Origin of the sequence: Segetibacter sp. 3557_3, assembly GCF_004354985.1 — a bacterium.
GTDB lineage: Bacteria > Bacteroidota > Bacteroidia > Chitinophagales > Chitinophagaceae > Segetibacter.
Genome location: NZ_SMSK01000012.1, coordinates 109,628 through 125,982, shown reverse-complemented (window position 1 = coordinate 125,982; position 16,355 = coordinate 109,628). Strand labels below are relative to the sequence as shown.

At 44.7% G+C, this 16,355-nt stretch carries 9 protein-coding genes; all 9 read right to left on the bottom strand.

The annotated features are described in order from the left end of the window. Positions 1-16 precede the first annotated feature (16 nt). Positions 17-676, bottom strand: a complete 660-nt coding sequence (locus EXU57_RS16960; protein WP_133269424.1) for a hypothetical protein — start codon at positions 674-676, stop codon at positions 17-19. A 428-nt stretch (positions 677-1,104) separates the two neighbouring features. After that, positions 1,105-1,902, bottom strand: a complete 798-nt coding sequence (locus EXU57_RS16955) for a carbohydrate-binding family 9-like protein (protein WP_133269423.1) — start codon at positions 1,900-1,902, stop codon at positions 1,105-1,107. A 3-nt stretch (positions 1,903-1,905) separates the two neighbouring features. Continuing rightward, positions 1,906-2,817: an alpha/beta hydrolase family protein gene (locus EXU57_RS16950; protein WP_207955513.1), complete on the bottom strand. Its 912-nt coding sequence runs from the start codon at positions 2,815-2,817 to the stop codon at positions 1,906-1,908. A 393-nt stretch (positions 2,818-3,210) separates the two neighbouring features. Then, a complete protein-coding gene (locus EXU57_RS16945) occupies positions 3,211-6,591 on the bottom strand; it encodes a VCBS repeat-containing protein (RefSeq protein ID WP_133269422.1) in 3,381 nt (1,126 codons plus the stop codon). 510 nt (positions 6,592-7,101) lie between these two features. Continuing rightward, the gene (locus tag EXU57_RS16940) at positions 7,102-8,622 is read right to left on the bottom strand and encodes a RagB/SusD family nutrient uptake outer membrane protein (protein WP_133269421.1); all 1,521 of its coding nucleotides are present in this window, start codon (positions 8,620-8,622) and stop codon (positions 7,102-7,104) included. Positions 8,623-8,653: 31 nt separating this feature from the next. Further along, positions 8,654-11,788 (bottom strand): SusC/RagA family TonB-linked outer membrane protein, encoded by a 3,135-nt coding sequence (locus tag EXU57_RS16935; RefSeq protein WP_207955512.1) that lies wholly within the window; start codon positions 11,786-11,788, stop codon positions 8,654-8,656. Positions 11,789-12,212: 424 nt separating this feature from the next. Beyond that, positions 12,213-13,139, bottom strand: coding sequence for an RraA family protein (locus tag EXU57_RS16930; RefSeq protein ID WP_133269420.1), 927 nt, complete (start codon positions 13,137-13,139; stop codon positions 12,213-12,215). A gap of 39 nt (positions 13,140-13,178) precedes the next feature. Beyond that, a complete protein-coding gene (locus EXU57_RS16925) occupies positions 13,179-14,009 on the bottom strand; it encodes an MBL fold metallo-hydrolase (protein ID WP_133269419.1) in 831 nt (276 codons plus the stop codon). 402 nt (positions 14,010-14,411) lie between these two features. Further along, positions 14,412-16,061: a hypothetical protein gene (locus EXU57_RS16920; RefSeq protein WP_165958183.1), complete on the bottom strand. Its 1,650-nt coding sequence runs from the start codon at positions 16,059-16,061 to the stop codon at positions 14,412-14,414. Between the last annotated feature and the right edge of the window lie 294 nt (positions 16,062-16,355).

Genomic DNA, 16,355 nt, shown 5'->3' with positions numbered 1-16,355 from the left:
TGATAACACGTGCTCATTACTTCAGTTCCAACACAGCCAAAGAATAATCGGTGTCGCTGTTATTTGAGAACCGGATCTTTTTGGAAGGCTTGACAAAAAGAAAGTCACCTTGCCTCGAAAAATGATGTTTGTTTACTGTGGCCGTGCTGGCCTGGCTGAGACTAACGATCAGGAATGGAGCATTTCTTTTAAAGCTCATTTTTTGTTTACCTTTTAGTGTAAGTAGGTATGCCCGTACAGGAGGTGCATCAAACACTTGCTTAATCCCTTCAGCTGCCATCGGTTCTTCCAAGACCCGATTTCCGCTTGTAAGTATTTCTACATCCATCCAATGAAACATTTCAGAATCTCTGTTCCAGACTCGGTGAATACGTGGGCTTTGGTAGAATCCGTCGAAGGTTATCCTCCGGTCGGCAGATTGCACCCGCGGACCTTTGTCATCAAGTAAGGTTTGCGACCCTGTTCGAACCGGGTGTAAGGAAATTGAAACGCAGGGTTTTTCATGTTTATGAAACATCGTTGTATCACCGGGAGCAATGTGCAATTCCAAAGCCCGTACATATCGATTTTCAAACACGTTTTTATGCAATGGCTCCTTACTTACCGCAACCGCGTCTTGTGCACCTGTTTTCAACAGAGACAATAAAAGAACAACTAGCAACAGATAATGACGCATGTGGAGGTTTAGAGATATGTATAATGAAATGCAGTTTCCGATGCAAAGAGCACAACAACTTCCAGCTTGTTTTATGAAAAAAGCTACGCCGCGGCCAGCATGTGCTAATCCACCGACCACGGCGTTGCTACAATATTGTTGCTAAAACAATGCTGATGTACGTTTGGTGAGTTGTACTTGCGACTTCTTATCCAATCCTAATTGTGGTTTGCTTCAACAGGGTGCTGCTGTTAAATCATCTTACCGGAAAACTTTCACTGGTATCGGTGAAAGTTGCAGTGTAAACTTATGGCTTATCAAAGCTGCTGTTGTTCATTAAACAGCTCGATTCAATTAGGTAATAGGGCCATTTTAATTAAGTCGCTCCCATGCTACTAAATGGTGTGTATAGCGTTTCAACATGAGAAACAGACCTGCAAACCAGGACCTCAATTTCCCGTAAATTCAAGTAAACCGAAACGTGCTGGCTGATGAACATCGAGCTTTATGTCATATATCGGGTAAAGGGTGGACGTTGAACGAAACCTGTCTTCTACAAGATTCCTGTCCTGGCGAACCGCCTGAAATGCCCACCTTACCCCTGCCCTGGGACGTGAAAGATTTTGAAAATCGCTTAGTGCCGTAAATGGGATTTGAAATTCCATCTTCCACCCTTTGTCCTTGTCTTTGTCATTATTGATTGTACCGTCATAAGTCACTTCTACCTTATAAGCCGGGTTATAGCCCCTTAGAAAGATTGTTCTATTGTTATAATACTTCCATAGTACAATATAATCATAGGCTGCCTTAGTGATATTTATCTCGAAGCCAAAGTGCATGTACACACTGTCTGGTGCAGGAACAACAAAGAACTCGGCGCAGTCATCAAGATAAGGGCGGGCATCAAAATTTGTCTCCCGGGCTGTAAGTGAAGTATCCTCGCATTCATAAAAAAGGTAAAGATTAGCACTATCCCAGAGCATCCTGAATTTACTCTTTTGTTTATCTACCGGTTTGTCTCCCCGGTAAAAGTAATCGAACGATTGCACCTCGGCATCTTTCCAGGCGGCATCGTCCATCTTTCCATCTACCGTTATGGCGTGCCTTGCTTTTGCTACTTTGTAGACTGGCTGCTGCCCGATCACCAATTGTTTTTCATCCTGCGCGGAGACGGTCAAGTTTGCTCCGGCAGCACAAAGAATCAGCAGCAATAATGAATAAACCTGTTTGTGGGATATCTTCTTCATGGGTTAACGCATATTCTTCTTTTCGACTTTCCATTGTGGATCTTTCGACAACCCACTCGGTTTGCCGGTAAATAATTTGCCGGCCGTCTTATCGCCTTTCAACTGCCATTGAAACCATGCAGTTGCGACCTTTGCGAATTCACCACCATGTGGCTGGCGATAGGTTCCGCCATGCCCTACATCCATGTTTGCCACAAATACGGGTACATGGTTAATGCGATTAAAATCGTCCATCCCATTCTTATAAGCTATATCTTTTTCCCCGCCCAGGATGTACAGCGTTGGGGTGTGTAATTTACTAAGTTGTTCTTTCTTCAAACCGGGCATACCGGCCATCCCACTTCCGGGTTCAGGCAATATGCCACTGTTGCAGATTACCGCAGTAGTTACCCGGGGGTCGGGAGCCGTCTCCAGCGTCTGCAAGCCGCCACACGACATACCGCTTACGGCTATCTTTTTTACATCTAACTTATTGTAATAAATACTTGTCTTGTCACTGTTTTGACTAATCGCCCAATTGATTGCATCCAACATCTGCGACGAGGTTGACCGGCCGCTGCCGCGTTCTCCTTCCTGAGGCATAGGGCCAATTGCGACGACCAAAAAGCCATACGAGGCTACCTCATTAAGAAAATTGACATGTTCCCATGGAGAATTGGCACAAGCACCGTTTCCCCAGGCGATGATCGGCAGCTTTGTTTTCTTCCCAAAAGCGCTCATATCATTTGGTCGAAACACGGTATGAGTGGGCAGTGAGGCCTCCGATAACATAAGCGCCTTATGGGGTCCGTTGCCGCCATCCTCAATTGTTCTTGAAGCGGGTTTAACAGCAGTAGCAGTTGACTGCCCAACCACAGCATTAGAGCAAGCAAAAGCTCCGAAAACAAGAATAATAAGCGAAGCATACCTGTTCATACAATCACAAATTTTAAAGCAGTGTACAATGATTTATTTTTAAATATAGACCCGAATGTTTGCATAAAAAACTGGAGTTGATTGTAGTACAGGTTCCATACAATGATACCATATAAATGCCCGGATACTTTGTGCTTTTTTCCCATCCAGCGTTGTAAGCGATTGCCTTAAGGACCGGCCAGTGCTATCTGTTAGATGAAAGCCCCAAGAAATCCGTTGCTGAATTATCAGTGAAAATAAATACGATTATGGTTTTTAGCTTCGGATGCTGCCAGTCAGCAACAATTATGCATGTAGTGTATATGTCCCTTCTCAAATTACAATTTCACCACATAAACGGGACCCGAAAAAACTTTCGGTTAAGATCTATTCTTCATGACCCAAAGCCTTTTGCTATAATTTCAGCTTGACTACCCTCATTGAGTCATTATTTACTGCTGTAATTATCAATTTTTGTTTTGCGGTCTTTAACATTGCCATGTCTTTCACATCACCCCTTACGATAAACCCCGACCTGGAGGGAGGCACATAGGTAAATTTCTTGTTCGTTCTTCCTTTTAAAAAGCAGCCATAGGATGCATCATACCTTCCTGTTATAACATCTGCCTGGTATTCATTTCCTGCCAGCAATAAATCGGGAATGTTATCACCATCTAAATCATCGCATATTATCGCGTTAACCGGTGCAAATTGTGCCTCCTGTGGCAGGATGTGTTTTGTAAATTTTCCATTACCGGTATTTTCGAAAAAGCAACTCCGTGTTTCATCACACGTTAAAGTGACCATCTTTTCCTTAGCACGGGCATCATAGATATCAACGAAGGTTGCACGGGCATAATCCTTATGGTAGAGAAACTTTTTCTTAATCAATGGTACCTGTTCAGCAAATTGACCCCGGCTTATTGCAGGTGCCAATTGCCTGTTGCCATCCTTATTTTTAATGTAATAAAATACTACAGGGTCTATGCTGCTGTTGCCATCAATGTCGGCGGCAAATAAGTGCATAGGATTGTCTGAATTTACATGGTAAATACAATTAGCGCCAAGGTTACCCGCAATTACATCGGGGTCACCATCGCCATCAATGTCAGCTACCGTAAGGCTCCGCCACATACCGGTAATCTGTTTTAAGCCGGTGAGGTCGGTCACCTCACTTAGTTTGCCACTATTGCTTTTAAAAAATCTTACCGGCATCCAGTCCCCTGCTATGATCAGGTCGGGCTGCTTATCGTTATCAAAATCTGTCCACGCGGCTGATGTTGTCATCCCGGGATTTTGCAGTGCAGGACATACCTGACCAGTGACATCTGTAAAAACACCGCGATCATTCCTAAGAATAAAGCTTCGAGGTGAAAGCGGGTAATTCTTTGATACTCTTCCTCCAATAAAAACATCCAGGTCCCCGTCGCCGTCATAATCGCCGGTGGTAACACAGCCAGCTATTGTTCTTACATCTGATGGTATTGCACCCATCTGCAGCGAATAACCACCCTTTCCATCGTTAGCATAATACCTGGGCTGGTAATACTCAGCATTCTCTTCGTAACGGGTGTCGCCGGAGGTAATCAGGAGATCCAAATCGCCGTCCTTATCTGCATCAAACAAGGTGCAGTCCATATCTTCCTGCATCTTAACGCTGTCGGTCAGGTTGCGGGGCGTGAATGTTCCGTTTGGCTGCTGAATGAAAAACTTACCAGAAAAGTTGAATGCTCCCCCAACAAAAAAATCGGTCAGCCCGTCATTATTAATATCCCCGGTCGTTATAAATGGGCCCGACTGTGAATACTTCTGAAGTAATAGTCGTTGAAAATTAAATTCGTTGTATGGATTATCAACGTGTTTATATAGAATAGTTGATGCAGCAGTCACATCTTCAAAAATCGTTTCAGGTGCCGCCCCGGATACAGCAGGAGTCTTTTCATAAACCGCGTTCGCTTCTGTTAACAGGTACACCGTATCACCTTTCGTTTGCCTGATGAATTCGGTTTTATTATTTGGCCATTGTACAACGATGGAGTCGGCACGTTGGCTTGTCCCAAGCCCAAATACGAGCTTTTGATCAACAGTCGAGAAGTAACCCCGCACAGGGTTCTGTTCCTGCATTTGCATTTGCCCACCTGCATAAACATACACCTTACAGCCATATCCCTTAATGTTAGCGGCATCGCCCTTTAGACTGAATGCGACATAGTGGTTGTTAACATAGTTTTTGTTGGTGATGGTATTGTTACTAAATACAAAGGCTTCTCTATTGATGTTGCTTACAACCAGATCAAGGTCTCCGTCGTTATCGAGGTCTGCATAAGCGGCACCATTCGACATAGATGGCTCGTCGATGCCCGAGCCCTTAGACGCGTCAAGAAAGGTATAATCGTGGTTGTTGAGGTACAGATAATTCGGAAGTTTGATATGCTTTAGGGCTATCAATTTATCCCGGATCATTTTTCGTTTATCTTTCTCGCTGCCACCGGTACTAAACACCGTGTTGCTGTACTCCAGGAAGTCAGCGTTTATAAAGTCTCTCCCTATTCCATTGGTGATGTGCATGTCTTTCCAGCCATCGTTATTAAAGTCGGCGGTCAGTACACTCCAGCTCCAGTCTGTAGCCGCCACCCCCGCCATTTGGCCTATCTCGCTAAAAAAGGGGATTGCTGTTTTACCTACGGTGTAAATGCCATTATTGAGCTGCAACATATTCCTGGCAAACTCAGGCTCATAGCCAAGGGACCGCTCGGTTTCATACCTGTCGTAATTCATGAAAGAAGAACTTGTCTTCTTTCTCTCATTGTCTTCGGGCAGCATATCCAGCGTTGTTATATCTGGCAACAAGTCGTTGTTGATATCTGCTGCATCGGCACCCATACTTGAATAACTCTGGTGCTGGATAGAGGTACTGATGCAATTGGAGAATGTTCCATCTTTATTATTGAGCCACAACAGGTCATTCGAGATAAAGTCGTTAGCAACATATACGTCCGGCCAATTGTCGTTATTGAAATCACTTACAACAACGCCTAATCCAAATCCGCCTTCTTTAATGTTTGCCTGTAATGTTACATCGGTAAAAACCGGATGGCCGCGCTGAACCGGGTCACCATCGTTTTTGTAAAGCTTATCGTTTGCAACAGACCGGCCGCTTAGATCTTTGCTAAATATGGTGTTTGCATTGGGCCCGTTAAGCATGTAGTTAGCCAGATACATATCCAGGTCGCCATCCTTATCATAGTCAAAAAAAACAGCCTGGGAAGAATAGCCGGTGTCAGCTAAACCATACTCCTGCGCCTGCTCTTTAAATGTCAGGTTATGCTGATTGATGAACAACAGGTTTTTCGCGCTGTGTAACAGATCCTTCCCGTATGAACAGATGTAGAGGTCGTCATAACCATCATTATTAACATCTGCGATACTGATGCCGGTTGTCCATATCCCGGTTGTCAGGCCGGCTGTTTCGGTAACATCTTCAAAGCGCGTGTTGCCTTTGTTGATGTACATTTTACAACTTACCTGGTTGCCGGTAAAGAAAATATCTTTAAGTCCATCATTATTAAAATCGCCGATACCAACCCCGCCACCCATGTAGCCAAATTCGTTTATAAACGACTTCGTCGAGTCAGTCTCTTCAACTGCATTTATGAAGTGTATGCCGGTATGGTCGGAGCTGAGCGGGACAAATAAGGCCTTTTCTCTTCGGGTGTTTTTGCAATCAGGAGTAATGAACAAACAGACTATAATCCAAACAAGTAGCCGCCGGTTTGTTAAGGATTGAGTTGGCATATTTGAATACTGCAAGCTTTGCTCCCGAAAGGTAATGAAGTATGCTGCACAGTGTAAATTCTCGCCCTTATTTTGATGGGCAAAACTGAATAACGATTATCAAGCTAAGCTTGTCGTTCTACCTTTAAACTATTTTTGGTTTGCACACTTGTACTTTCAAGTCCATCTCAGCTCCTGGTGTTTTGCATCGTCTAAATGTGCAAGCTGTTTATAACTTGTCACCATGCCGTCCGTAACCAATCCGAGGCGGCGACAAATAAACATGGTAGAAAATCCGGAATATGCAGCGCGATTGGTCTGCATTGCACTATTACAGTCGTAACTACAGGCGCGACGGAATTTGGCTCAATAGAATTCTCATAAGGACAAGTGAGTGACACCCGGTGCACAGAGGCGCATCCGGGCGGGTAACAATGATGAATAAATATCCCTCTGTTTGCGCCCAAAAAATAGGTTTAACTAAACAGCATGGATTACACGATGCCCTTTTGCCAGCAAGTTTGGTATTGTTTAGCGGATCATTGGGTTTGCTGCAATTTCGGCTGCAGGAATGGGCAGGAATTCCTGCTGGTTTGGCCTAGGATCGGGCATTATAGAAGGATAATAGCCTTTTCGTCTCCAACGGAGAATGTCGAGGTTGTTCAACCCTTCACCAGCTAATTCGAGGGCTCTTTCGCGCATTACTGCTCTTATTGATTCATTCTTGGATGCAAGCGTGATGGGAGGCATGTTAACACTTGGACGGGCACGTACTTCGTTGATGTATTTTGCAGTGTTGGCAAAATTGCCTGTTTCAGCCTCACACTCCGCCAGCATTAATAAAACATCAGCATACCTGATCAAACGCTGGTTAATGCCAGACATATGGATCGGCTCCTGAACCCAATCACTAACAGAATATTTCCGAAATATGCGTTTCCTGGTTACACCACGTTGGGTGCTGGGCTCAACGTTGAGGTCATTTGCGGTAAGGATTTTGCCAGGCTGGGTGCCATTGAAAGTCAATATCCTGTCTCCCTCTTCATAAATGGTATACTTATAACGAGGGTCAGTATTGTCGAATTCATCTAACAAACGATTCGAAGGAATCACATTGCCCCACACCATTCCAAAATCCTGGCTTCGTGCTGTAGTAGCAGCGGCCGCAACACCTTCGCCGTTGCCGCCCCAATTAAAGCCATTGTCGCCCCTGTCGTAAAATGCCACCTCAAAGATTGACTCCCTGTTGAATTCGGTACCGGTTGCCAATAAGGTGGTACCTGATCTGACATCTCCGCTGAAATTACTTAAGAAATCTGGCTCAAGGATATATTTGCCATACACCTTTAACAGCGCATCTTTGGCCGCTGCATAGTCTCCTTTTTGCATCAGCACCCTTCCCAACAAAGCATTAGCGGCTCCTCTTGTTGCGCGGCCTTGTTGTGCCGGAGTTTCAGGCAGGGCCTGGGCAGCCTCTGTTAAGTCCTTGGTGATCTGTGTATAGATCTCTGTAGCCGGCGACTTGCCCTTATACCCGCTAATTGCATTAACTACTTCTGTATACAAAGGAACATCACCCCATTGCGATACCAGTTCATAATAGGCCCAAGCTCTTAGGAACTTCGCCTCTCCAACCAGGATATCCCTAAGCGTAGGATTGTCTGTAACTCCTGGCGCCTTGGAAAGAACCATATTTGCCCTGTTGATCATTTGGTACGACGCGTTCCATATACTCGTTACCGTTCCGTTGGAAGGGGCACCGTTTGTTTGCAATAACAATTCTGCATTTGGCGCTTCCAGTTGAGGGCCACCAGCTGCGGCTTCACTACCCCTCATCTCATGCAAATAGTGCCATGGCCTGCCGATAAAGTTATCGCCACGCATAGAAGAATAAATGGCATTTGTTCCATTTTGAAGTTCTGCAGCAGTTTTAAAATAACTTTCAGTAGTTGGATTGTTCCGGTCCAGAACATCGAGCTTATCGGAACAACCGTTAACAAGAGTTAAACCAAGAAATCCTGCAATCACCAGTTTATTAATACTAAGTTTCATAATCTTTTATTTAGATAACCTGTGAAAGGATTTAAAAACCAACCTGGATACCTACCTGGTAAGCTTTAGGCTGGGGATATACAGCGAAATCTATTCCGTTTGTCAGCGATGAATTGGGAGTTCTGTTACCTACTTCCGGATCATAACCTGAATAATTGGTAAAGGTCAACAGGTTTTGGGCCGAAACGTAAATTCGAAGGTTGTTTACCGTACCCCTGGTTATCGACTGCAACGACGATGCCGGGACGTTATAAGCCAGAATAATATTTTTCAGGCGCAGGTAAGACCCGTCTTCAATGAACCGGGTAGAAGGTCTTGAATTTTGGTTAGGGTCGCCGGAAGCTGCACGTGGAATATCGGTATTCCTGTTTGTGGGTGTCCACGCCCGTAACACTTGCGTACCAGCATTGAAGAAACGCACCATCCCTTCGGTAATTACCCTGGTAGCGTTGAAGATCTTATTTCCCTGAACCCCCTGGAAGAAAAGTGACAGATCAAAGTTGCGGTAGTTTGCGCTCAAGTTAACAGCATAGGTGTATTTTGGAATGAAACTTCCCAGGAACTGCCTGTCATTTACATCGATTACGCCATTCTTGTCCAGGTCCTTAAATTTAAGGTCGCCAGGCCCCGTACCATCCCTTTGTTTCGCATGACCTTTCAAATCAGCAGAGTCCTGGAAAATGCCTTCTACAACGTATCCGTAAAAAGACTGTACAGCCTGCCCAACCTGGGTTCTTGTAATGTTTTCATTACCAAAATCCTGATCACTACCTCTTTCGATATTGTTAACACCCTCTGCTAAGCTGGTAACTTTATTTCTGATGGCACTAAAGTTAGCATTGGCATTCCATTTAAAACTTCCCTCCCTGTCGTTATAGCCCACCTGGAGTTCAACACCCTTGTTTTCCATTGCGCCTACATTTTGTGTCACGGTGCTGGTGATGAAACCGAGAGAGTTGGCAAGTGGCACACTCAAGATCAGGTTATCGGTTTTACGATTGAAATACTCAGCCGACAATGTAATCTTGTTCCTTAAAAGTCCTAAGTCGAGGCCTATGTTTAACTGTTTTGTTTTCTCCCACTCCAATTCGCGGTTTCCGAGCCGCTGAATAGAAGATGCGGGACCGGAAGCAGGAGTGTTGCCAAAAGGATAAAGCGCACTATTGGCGTTAACCGTTACCAACCATGGCGTATTACCTAACACTGTTCCGTTTAAACCGGTAATACCATAACCTGCTCTTAGCTTAAGCTCAGAGATCTTTGTATTCCCAATCATGAAATCTTCCTGGTCGATTCTCCAACCCACGGAAGCTGAAGGAAAAGTTGCCCATTTGTTACCAGGCGCCCAAATAGAAAGACCATCACGACGTACGGCAGCACTGAAAAGGTATTTGCTCCTGAAATCATAATTCACCCGGCCCAGAACAGACATCAGCATATTCTCACCAAACAGGGTTTGAACCGCCACATTGCTGGCATTATTCAGTGTTCGCAGCTCATTGGATTGCTGTTGCCCGCTCCCATTTTCATTTCTTATTTTTTGACCCTGCTGTTCGTATACTGCAATAACATTTATATGGTGATCGCGGAAAGTTTTATCAAATGTAAGTTGCTCAGTAAATAAGAGTACGGTAGAAGCACTTCTGTTGTTGGTGATTGATGCGACGTTGGCGTTTGAACCGTTTACTGTTCCATTATTATTGAAAATAGGTGAGAAACGATAATCTAGGCCATTCGCATAGTCTATCCCGAATGTTGAACGGAACTTCAAAGATCTGATCAGGTTAACTTCCAGGAAAGCCGTTCCAAGTATTTTCGCGGTCGTCCGGTTACCGGGATTTTTGAGCTCTGCATCTTCAATGGGGTTTGTGGGGTCACCACCATCCAGGACGCTGTTTACCCCTCTGTAACCTCCGTTAGATGTTGGATCATACACGGGCATATGCGGGAAGTTCCGGATTACATTTACAAGGTTGCTTCTCGCCTGGGTTTCATTATTATCATAAGCCTGGTCAGCTGATGCAGCATAAAGGTTCTGACCAAATGTGAATGTTCTACTGATGTTATGTTCTGAATTGATGCGGAAATTATAACGGCGATAAGCTACGGTTGGTGAAGTACCTTGCTGATCCATAAAACCGCCGGAAGCATAAAAACGGGAAGTTTCGTTACCGCCACTCAGCCCTATATTATGCTGTGTTATGGAACCGCTCCTGAAGTAGGCATCCTGCCAGTCGGTATTGGTTTGACCATAGGTTTGTGTGGCGCCTGCATAAATTGGCTTATCCGCTTCAGGAGGCAAAAGTCGTCCAGGTAAGGTGCCCCTGTATGCAAGTGCATATTGTTTAAAACCCTCCCTGTCCAACAGGTCTAATCTTTTTGTTACTTCCTGTAGACCATAATATGAGTCAAGGCTTACATGCAACTTTCCGTCTCTTCGTCCCTTTTTCGTGGTGATCATAATTACCCCGCTTGTAGCTCTTGATCCGTAGATAGCCGCAGCGGAGGCATCTTTTAATACGTCAACGGATTCGATGTCTCTTGTATCAATGGTCGACAGGTCTCCTGTTGGAAATCCATCCACTACATACAAAGGATCCGAAGCAAAAGAGATCGAACTGATACCCCGTATACGTACAATCGGCTGTGCACCGGGACCACCATTGTTGGTTACATTAACCCCGGCTACCCGGCCCTGCAAGGCCTGGGAAATGTTGGGCACTGGCAATTCGGATACGGTTTTACCGCTCACATTGGAAACTGCGCCCGTAATCGTAGCTCTTCTTTGTGTTCCATATCCTACAACCACCACCTGTTCAAGCTGGGCTGAACTCGATATAAGACTCACGTTAACGGTTGATCTATTATTTACGCTAACCTCCTGCGTCGTATACCCTACTGCACTTAAAACCAGTATGGCATCAGGCGGAGCAGAAATTACAAAACGGCCGTTGTTGTCTGTCTGCGTTGCAGTACCCGTTCCCCTTACCTGGACGGTTACATTGGAGAGTGCAGAATCACCCGCCGTAACTTTTCCCTGCACTGTTCCTTGTGCAAGAATCACATTCGAAAAGAAGAGCATAAACAGAAAAGGAATGATCCTTTTTACATTCAGGCGCTCCCGGGTTACGGCAGACTTAGTTAATAGCAGCAAGCATAATTTCATAATCATTGGAATTTTACCTTGAATATTTATATTCAACCACAATATGTATTTAGTGCCGGCCGCAACAAGCAATATTCAACAGAATAGAGCTTTGCACCCGTACCATACATGCGGCTTTAAAAATCACCTGTTCTTTACCCCTTCCCTGTTATATTTAACGGCTGAAGAAAAAATTTATACTTGAAATAGTGAAGTAGATACCCGTAGATTATTGTATCCAAATATAATTTGTTTTGTGCATTTATTAAGCAAGATTTGAGCAATTTATTATATTCAATTCAAATGTTTCATCCAGCTTTTCGAATCACATTTGAAACTATTTACCAGCCCATATACCTGTTTCATATTTATAGCCAGATCTTACAAATGAGCGCATTCCAAATTTGCTCGAGACACTTCTCCGGCAGTCGTGAAAGTGAATTTTCTACCAGGTACGTTTGCTCATTACCTTGTCTACTTCTGCACGCGTCATCTTACCCAGTTCGGGATGCTTTTCGAGCCATTTCAGAAAATCGGTCTTTAATTGATCATTCCACTGACTGTCGATCTCGCCAGTGGTGTATTTACCGGTGCGAACCATTTCAAAACCAAACTGGTCTTTACGGATGACAAATTCCGATGTGCTAACCACCTGCTCGGCCATATGTGCCGGCACAAAGAGCACCCCTTCTACCGTTGCAATTACCAGGTCGCCGGGCAGTACCATAACACTGCCGATACGAATGGGTGTATTGAGTCCCATCAATACCATTTCTTCGGTGAAGGAAGGATGAAAGTCGCGCACATAAGCGTTAAACCCCTTAATGTTCCTGATTTCCTGCAGGTCCCTTGATGCACCATCAAACACTACTCCATTACCCGATTTGCTAAAAGTAGAATTTGCCAGGGTTGCACCCATAATTCCACCGCCGCTGATTTTGCCAAAGGCATCTGCAACATACAAGTCACCTTTGGTAAGCATGTCAATCGGCCATGAATTGGTATTGCCTTTTCTGCCCTGGCTGGCTCCCCTTGCTTTAATGTTTTTTTCAACATCCGGCCGGCTGGGCATATACATAGCGGTAACCGCCCGACCGGTCATCAGGGTATCGTTCACCCTTTTCCAGCCACCCTCGTATTGGTTTAAATAGCCTTCATTTTTCAACACGGTCCAGGCATCATCAATCATAATACGTTTGGCGCGTTCAAGCAAGTTATCCGGCAATTTGGGCCTGCCATCAGCAAAGCGTTCGCCCTTCCATTCGGAAGTCAGGAAAATTAATTCGTCTTTGGAAATGGTTTGTGCTGAAGAGGTTGTACAAAAAAGGCAACTAAAACAAAAGATAAATAAAATAGCAACGTTCAATTTCATATGGGTACTTAGAATAATGGTTTAAAAAGGAAATTACAATTAAGCGGGGATAACGGCATTTACGGAATTAAAAAGCAGGAAATCGGCTTGCTGATGGTTGGGATACAAAGTTGTCATACGTGCCATTGCCTCATCCCTTGTACCAGATGAAGCAATTGTTTCTTCAAAATCTTCGATATATTTTGCTACTTCGTTAAACAAAGATATATCGGCCGGTTTACCATGACCAGGATATATGGTTGGATTTTGTGTGGCAAGTTCCTGTTCGAACTGCGATAGCTGTTTTTTCCAGTACGCAATGTTTGCCTTATCCACGGCTAACCACATATGAACACCATTATAACAAAAATCACCCGGAAAAAATGCGTTAAGATCTTTGCTATAAATGGTTGTCAGGTGTTCACATTCCGAAGGTGGGTAATCACTGTTTAACTCAAGAATTCCTCCTTCGGCTAAAACGAGCGACGTTCCCATTAAAACATCGATGTGCCTGGCATAATCAAAGCCAGTTTCATTAGCAGCAGTTTTCGGCTTCATCGCAGGCTCGTTTTCCAGCCAGCCAACGCTTTCCATCCAGGTAGAAAAGTTGATGATGTCGTCTTTTATTTCCTGCTTTAAAACAACGATCCGTGCTGCAGGAAATTCGTGTAGTAATACATTCAGCCCCAGGTAGTGATCAGGATGACCATGTGTGATCAGGATATGGGTAAGCGGCTTATCCTGCGTCCTTATTCGTTCCGCCAATGCCTGGGCTTCGTGGCTGTTACGTAAACAATCGACCAGGATTATGCTTTCACTGTCTGAAAAAATATAAGCATTTACAGATGCTTGTATTGCATTGTAAACATCTAAGTGGATGTTATCGTTCATACTAATTTGAAATTGTAAGTACGTGGTGAGTAAAGCATTGCTTGTTGCGCCAAAAGATGTTTTACATTAAAGAACTCCTTACCCTGTTAAAGATAAGGTGCCTGACTTTGCGGGTGTGAAAAACCCTTAGCGCTTGCTGCTACGAACTAAAACAGAAAAGAGAAACATTTTTAGGTGCAAAGGGAGTATCTATGTGCCTATGTGAGAATAAGAACACTCACGTTGTTTATGGTTGCAACCAGTCTGAATAAGTTAAACGACTTGCCTGAAGAAACCTGAGCCGTACAAAGCGATGCAGATGAAAGGATTGCGACGCCCGCCCGGCTGAGCCATTCGGACGGGCAACGATGATGCTATAAAAAACCTATGCCGGTACCAAAAAAATATTTTGATAGCTGCCAATTATTCCTGTTCCGAGGTTTGCTTTTTAATATTGTTTACTGCCTCGCTGCCCAGCCGTTCTTTGAGTTGGGTCAGGTACAAACTTCGAGGTGTAACATGTTTATCCATTGATTCAACATGCCCGTTTGGTTTGGTAAGGTCCTGCAGACCCGCATTAAAAACAACTGCGTTAACACCAATATGCCCGAAAGAATAGTTTTGCGCAGTTGGTGGCTTTTGTATCAGAAAGTCACCTTCGCAGTTCCAAAACACAATGTTTGCACCGGCCCAGCCAATAATGTAATCCCAATACCTGGCGGTCAACGGTGCTTTTACATTATCGTAAAGTACCCCGCTCGACCAGTGATTATGCGGTTCACTTGTTGAATAAGGGTTTACCGCTTTGCAATCCAGGAAAACATTACCGCTTGCCTCAGAACCCTGCAATACAAATGAGTGCCGGCCCTTTTGCGAAAAACACCGCTGCACCAAACAGAACTGGCCATTCATCTGGTAGGTAAAACGCCTTGCTCCCATTCGCATGGAAACGGGCTCCCACGATTCGCAGTCCTGCACCGTTACCCATTTAGCGCCCGGGTTTACCTGTACCACACTGCTGCCAAAATGTAGTGCGGTCATATTGCGAACCCATGCATTTTTTGCATTGGAGATATTGATGAAGTTGAAGTAGTGATTTTCATCCGCATAATATTCATCACCTTCATACCGGTATTTAGCATCGAGCTTATCCCGGTCCATATTGCCGTAATTTTTTGCCCGAACCCCAGGATCATATTCCGATATGCCACGGAGGTTTTCTACACCAACCTGTTCAATCCTGTCGTCGTTGTACTTTACCAGTTCACCCCCACCCCATTGCGATTCTATAGCAGTGAAGATTGGACCATCTACGGTAATTGTATTTGCTTTGATATCGGTTATAACCCTGTCGAAGGTGATGTTAAAAGCCCGCCACCTGTTTCGACCAACGGTTGCAGTGTCTTCGCCAAGTGCCTTTATCCAATCCTCGTTGCCAATACGCCTGACCAATACTTTATCGCCCACCTTAAATGCTTTTGCAGAAGTTACGGTAAAGCTTCTTGCACCCACCGGCACATATTTATCTGTAATGGCCTGCTTTGTTTCCTCAGCAGGCTTTACACCATTGTCACCCATAATGTTTACCAGCGCCGGTCTTCCGCCGCGACCTGCGCCTTGACCACTTGTTTGCTTCGGTGTCTTACCAAACAACACGGTACCGATGTCACTACTGCCTTCTCCGCGCAGCACTACACCCGATGCCTTGATGTTGATAGGTTTCTCCAATTCGTACCTGCCCATTTTCAACAGTACCGCACCACGGAACCCCGTTGGATCAGGCACCAGTGCCGACACACTATCTATGGCCGCCTGGATTTTGGCTGAGTTATCTCCAGACCCGGGCCAAACCGTTGCTTTAACGGGCACATATGGAATACTAACCCCGCCAGCTTTATATCCCGCATTTGAAAAGTCGGGAATGGTATTACCAAGTGTATCGGCCCTGTATACGAGTTTGCCGTTGATGCCGGGATAAACCATTGATGAAGTCGGCGGCATATCCTGAGCGTTGCTGATACTAGTGCTCATGCAGAACATCGAGGCAGCAATCGAATAAACGTAAATTCTCATAATTTTCATCAGTTATAATTATGATTGCACCTGGTCAGTAACGAACTTAAAAGCTGTCTAAATTGATCAGGGTCTCCAGTGGTTTTCACGGCCTCATCACGCCTGGGCGTACCACTTTCCATGTACATCGCCGCGCATCATACTTGTTAGTGCAACGGTAAACGATCATAATAGTACTGGTCAGCTAAGCATACAAAAAGGCATATGGAACATTCGACAGCTGGATTGTTGCAGACGCAGAAACTGGTGGCAGATTAGGGTTCTGCTGTTCCGCTATGTTGGGCCATGCATGCA

What these genes read in the sequence shown, in the direction of transcription:
- EXU57_RS16960 (WP_133269424.1), bottom strand. Translation starts at nt 676, where the DNA reads ATGCGTCATTATCTGTTGCTAGTTGTTCTTTTATTGTCTCTGTTGAAA.
- EXU57_RS16955 (WP_133269423.1), bottom strand. Translation starts at nt 1,902, where the DNA reads ATGAAGAAGATATCCCACAAACAGGTTTATTCATTATTGCTGCTGATT.
- EXU57_RS16950 (WP_207955513.1), bottom strand. Translation starts at nt 2,817, where the DNA reads ATGAACAGGTATGCTTCGCTTATTATTCTTGTTTTCGGAGCTTTTGCT.
- EXU57_RS16945 (WP_133269422.1), bottom strand. Translation starts at nt 6,591, where the DNA reads ATGCCAACTCAATCCTTAACAAACCGGCGGCTACTTGTTTGGATTATA.
- EXU57_RS16940 (WP_133269421.1), bottom strand. Translation starts at nt 8,622, where the DNA reads ATGAAACTTAGTATTAATAAACTGGTGATTGCAGGATTTCTTGGTTTA.
- EXU57_RS16935 (WP_207955512.1), bottom strand. Translation starts at nt 11,788, where the DNA reads ATGAAATTATGCTTGCTGCTATTAACTAAGTCTGCCGTAACCCGGGAG.
- EXU57_RS16930 (WP_133269420.1), bottom strand. Translation starts at nt 13,139, where the DNA reads ATGAAATTGAACGTTGCTATTTTATTTATCTTTTGTTTTAGTTGCCTT.
- EXU57_RS16925 (WP_133269419.1), bottom strand. Translation starts at nt 14,009, where the DNA reads ATGAACGATAACATCCACTTAGATGTTTACAATGCAATACAAGCATCT.
- EXU57_RS16920 (WP_165958183.1), bottom strand. Translation starts at nt 16,061, where the DNA reads ATGAGAATTTACGTTTATTCGATTGCTGCCTCGATGTTCTGCATGAGC.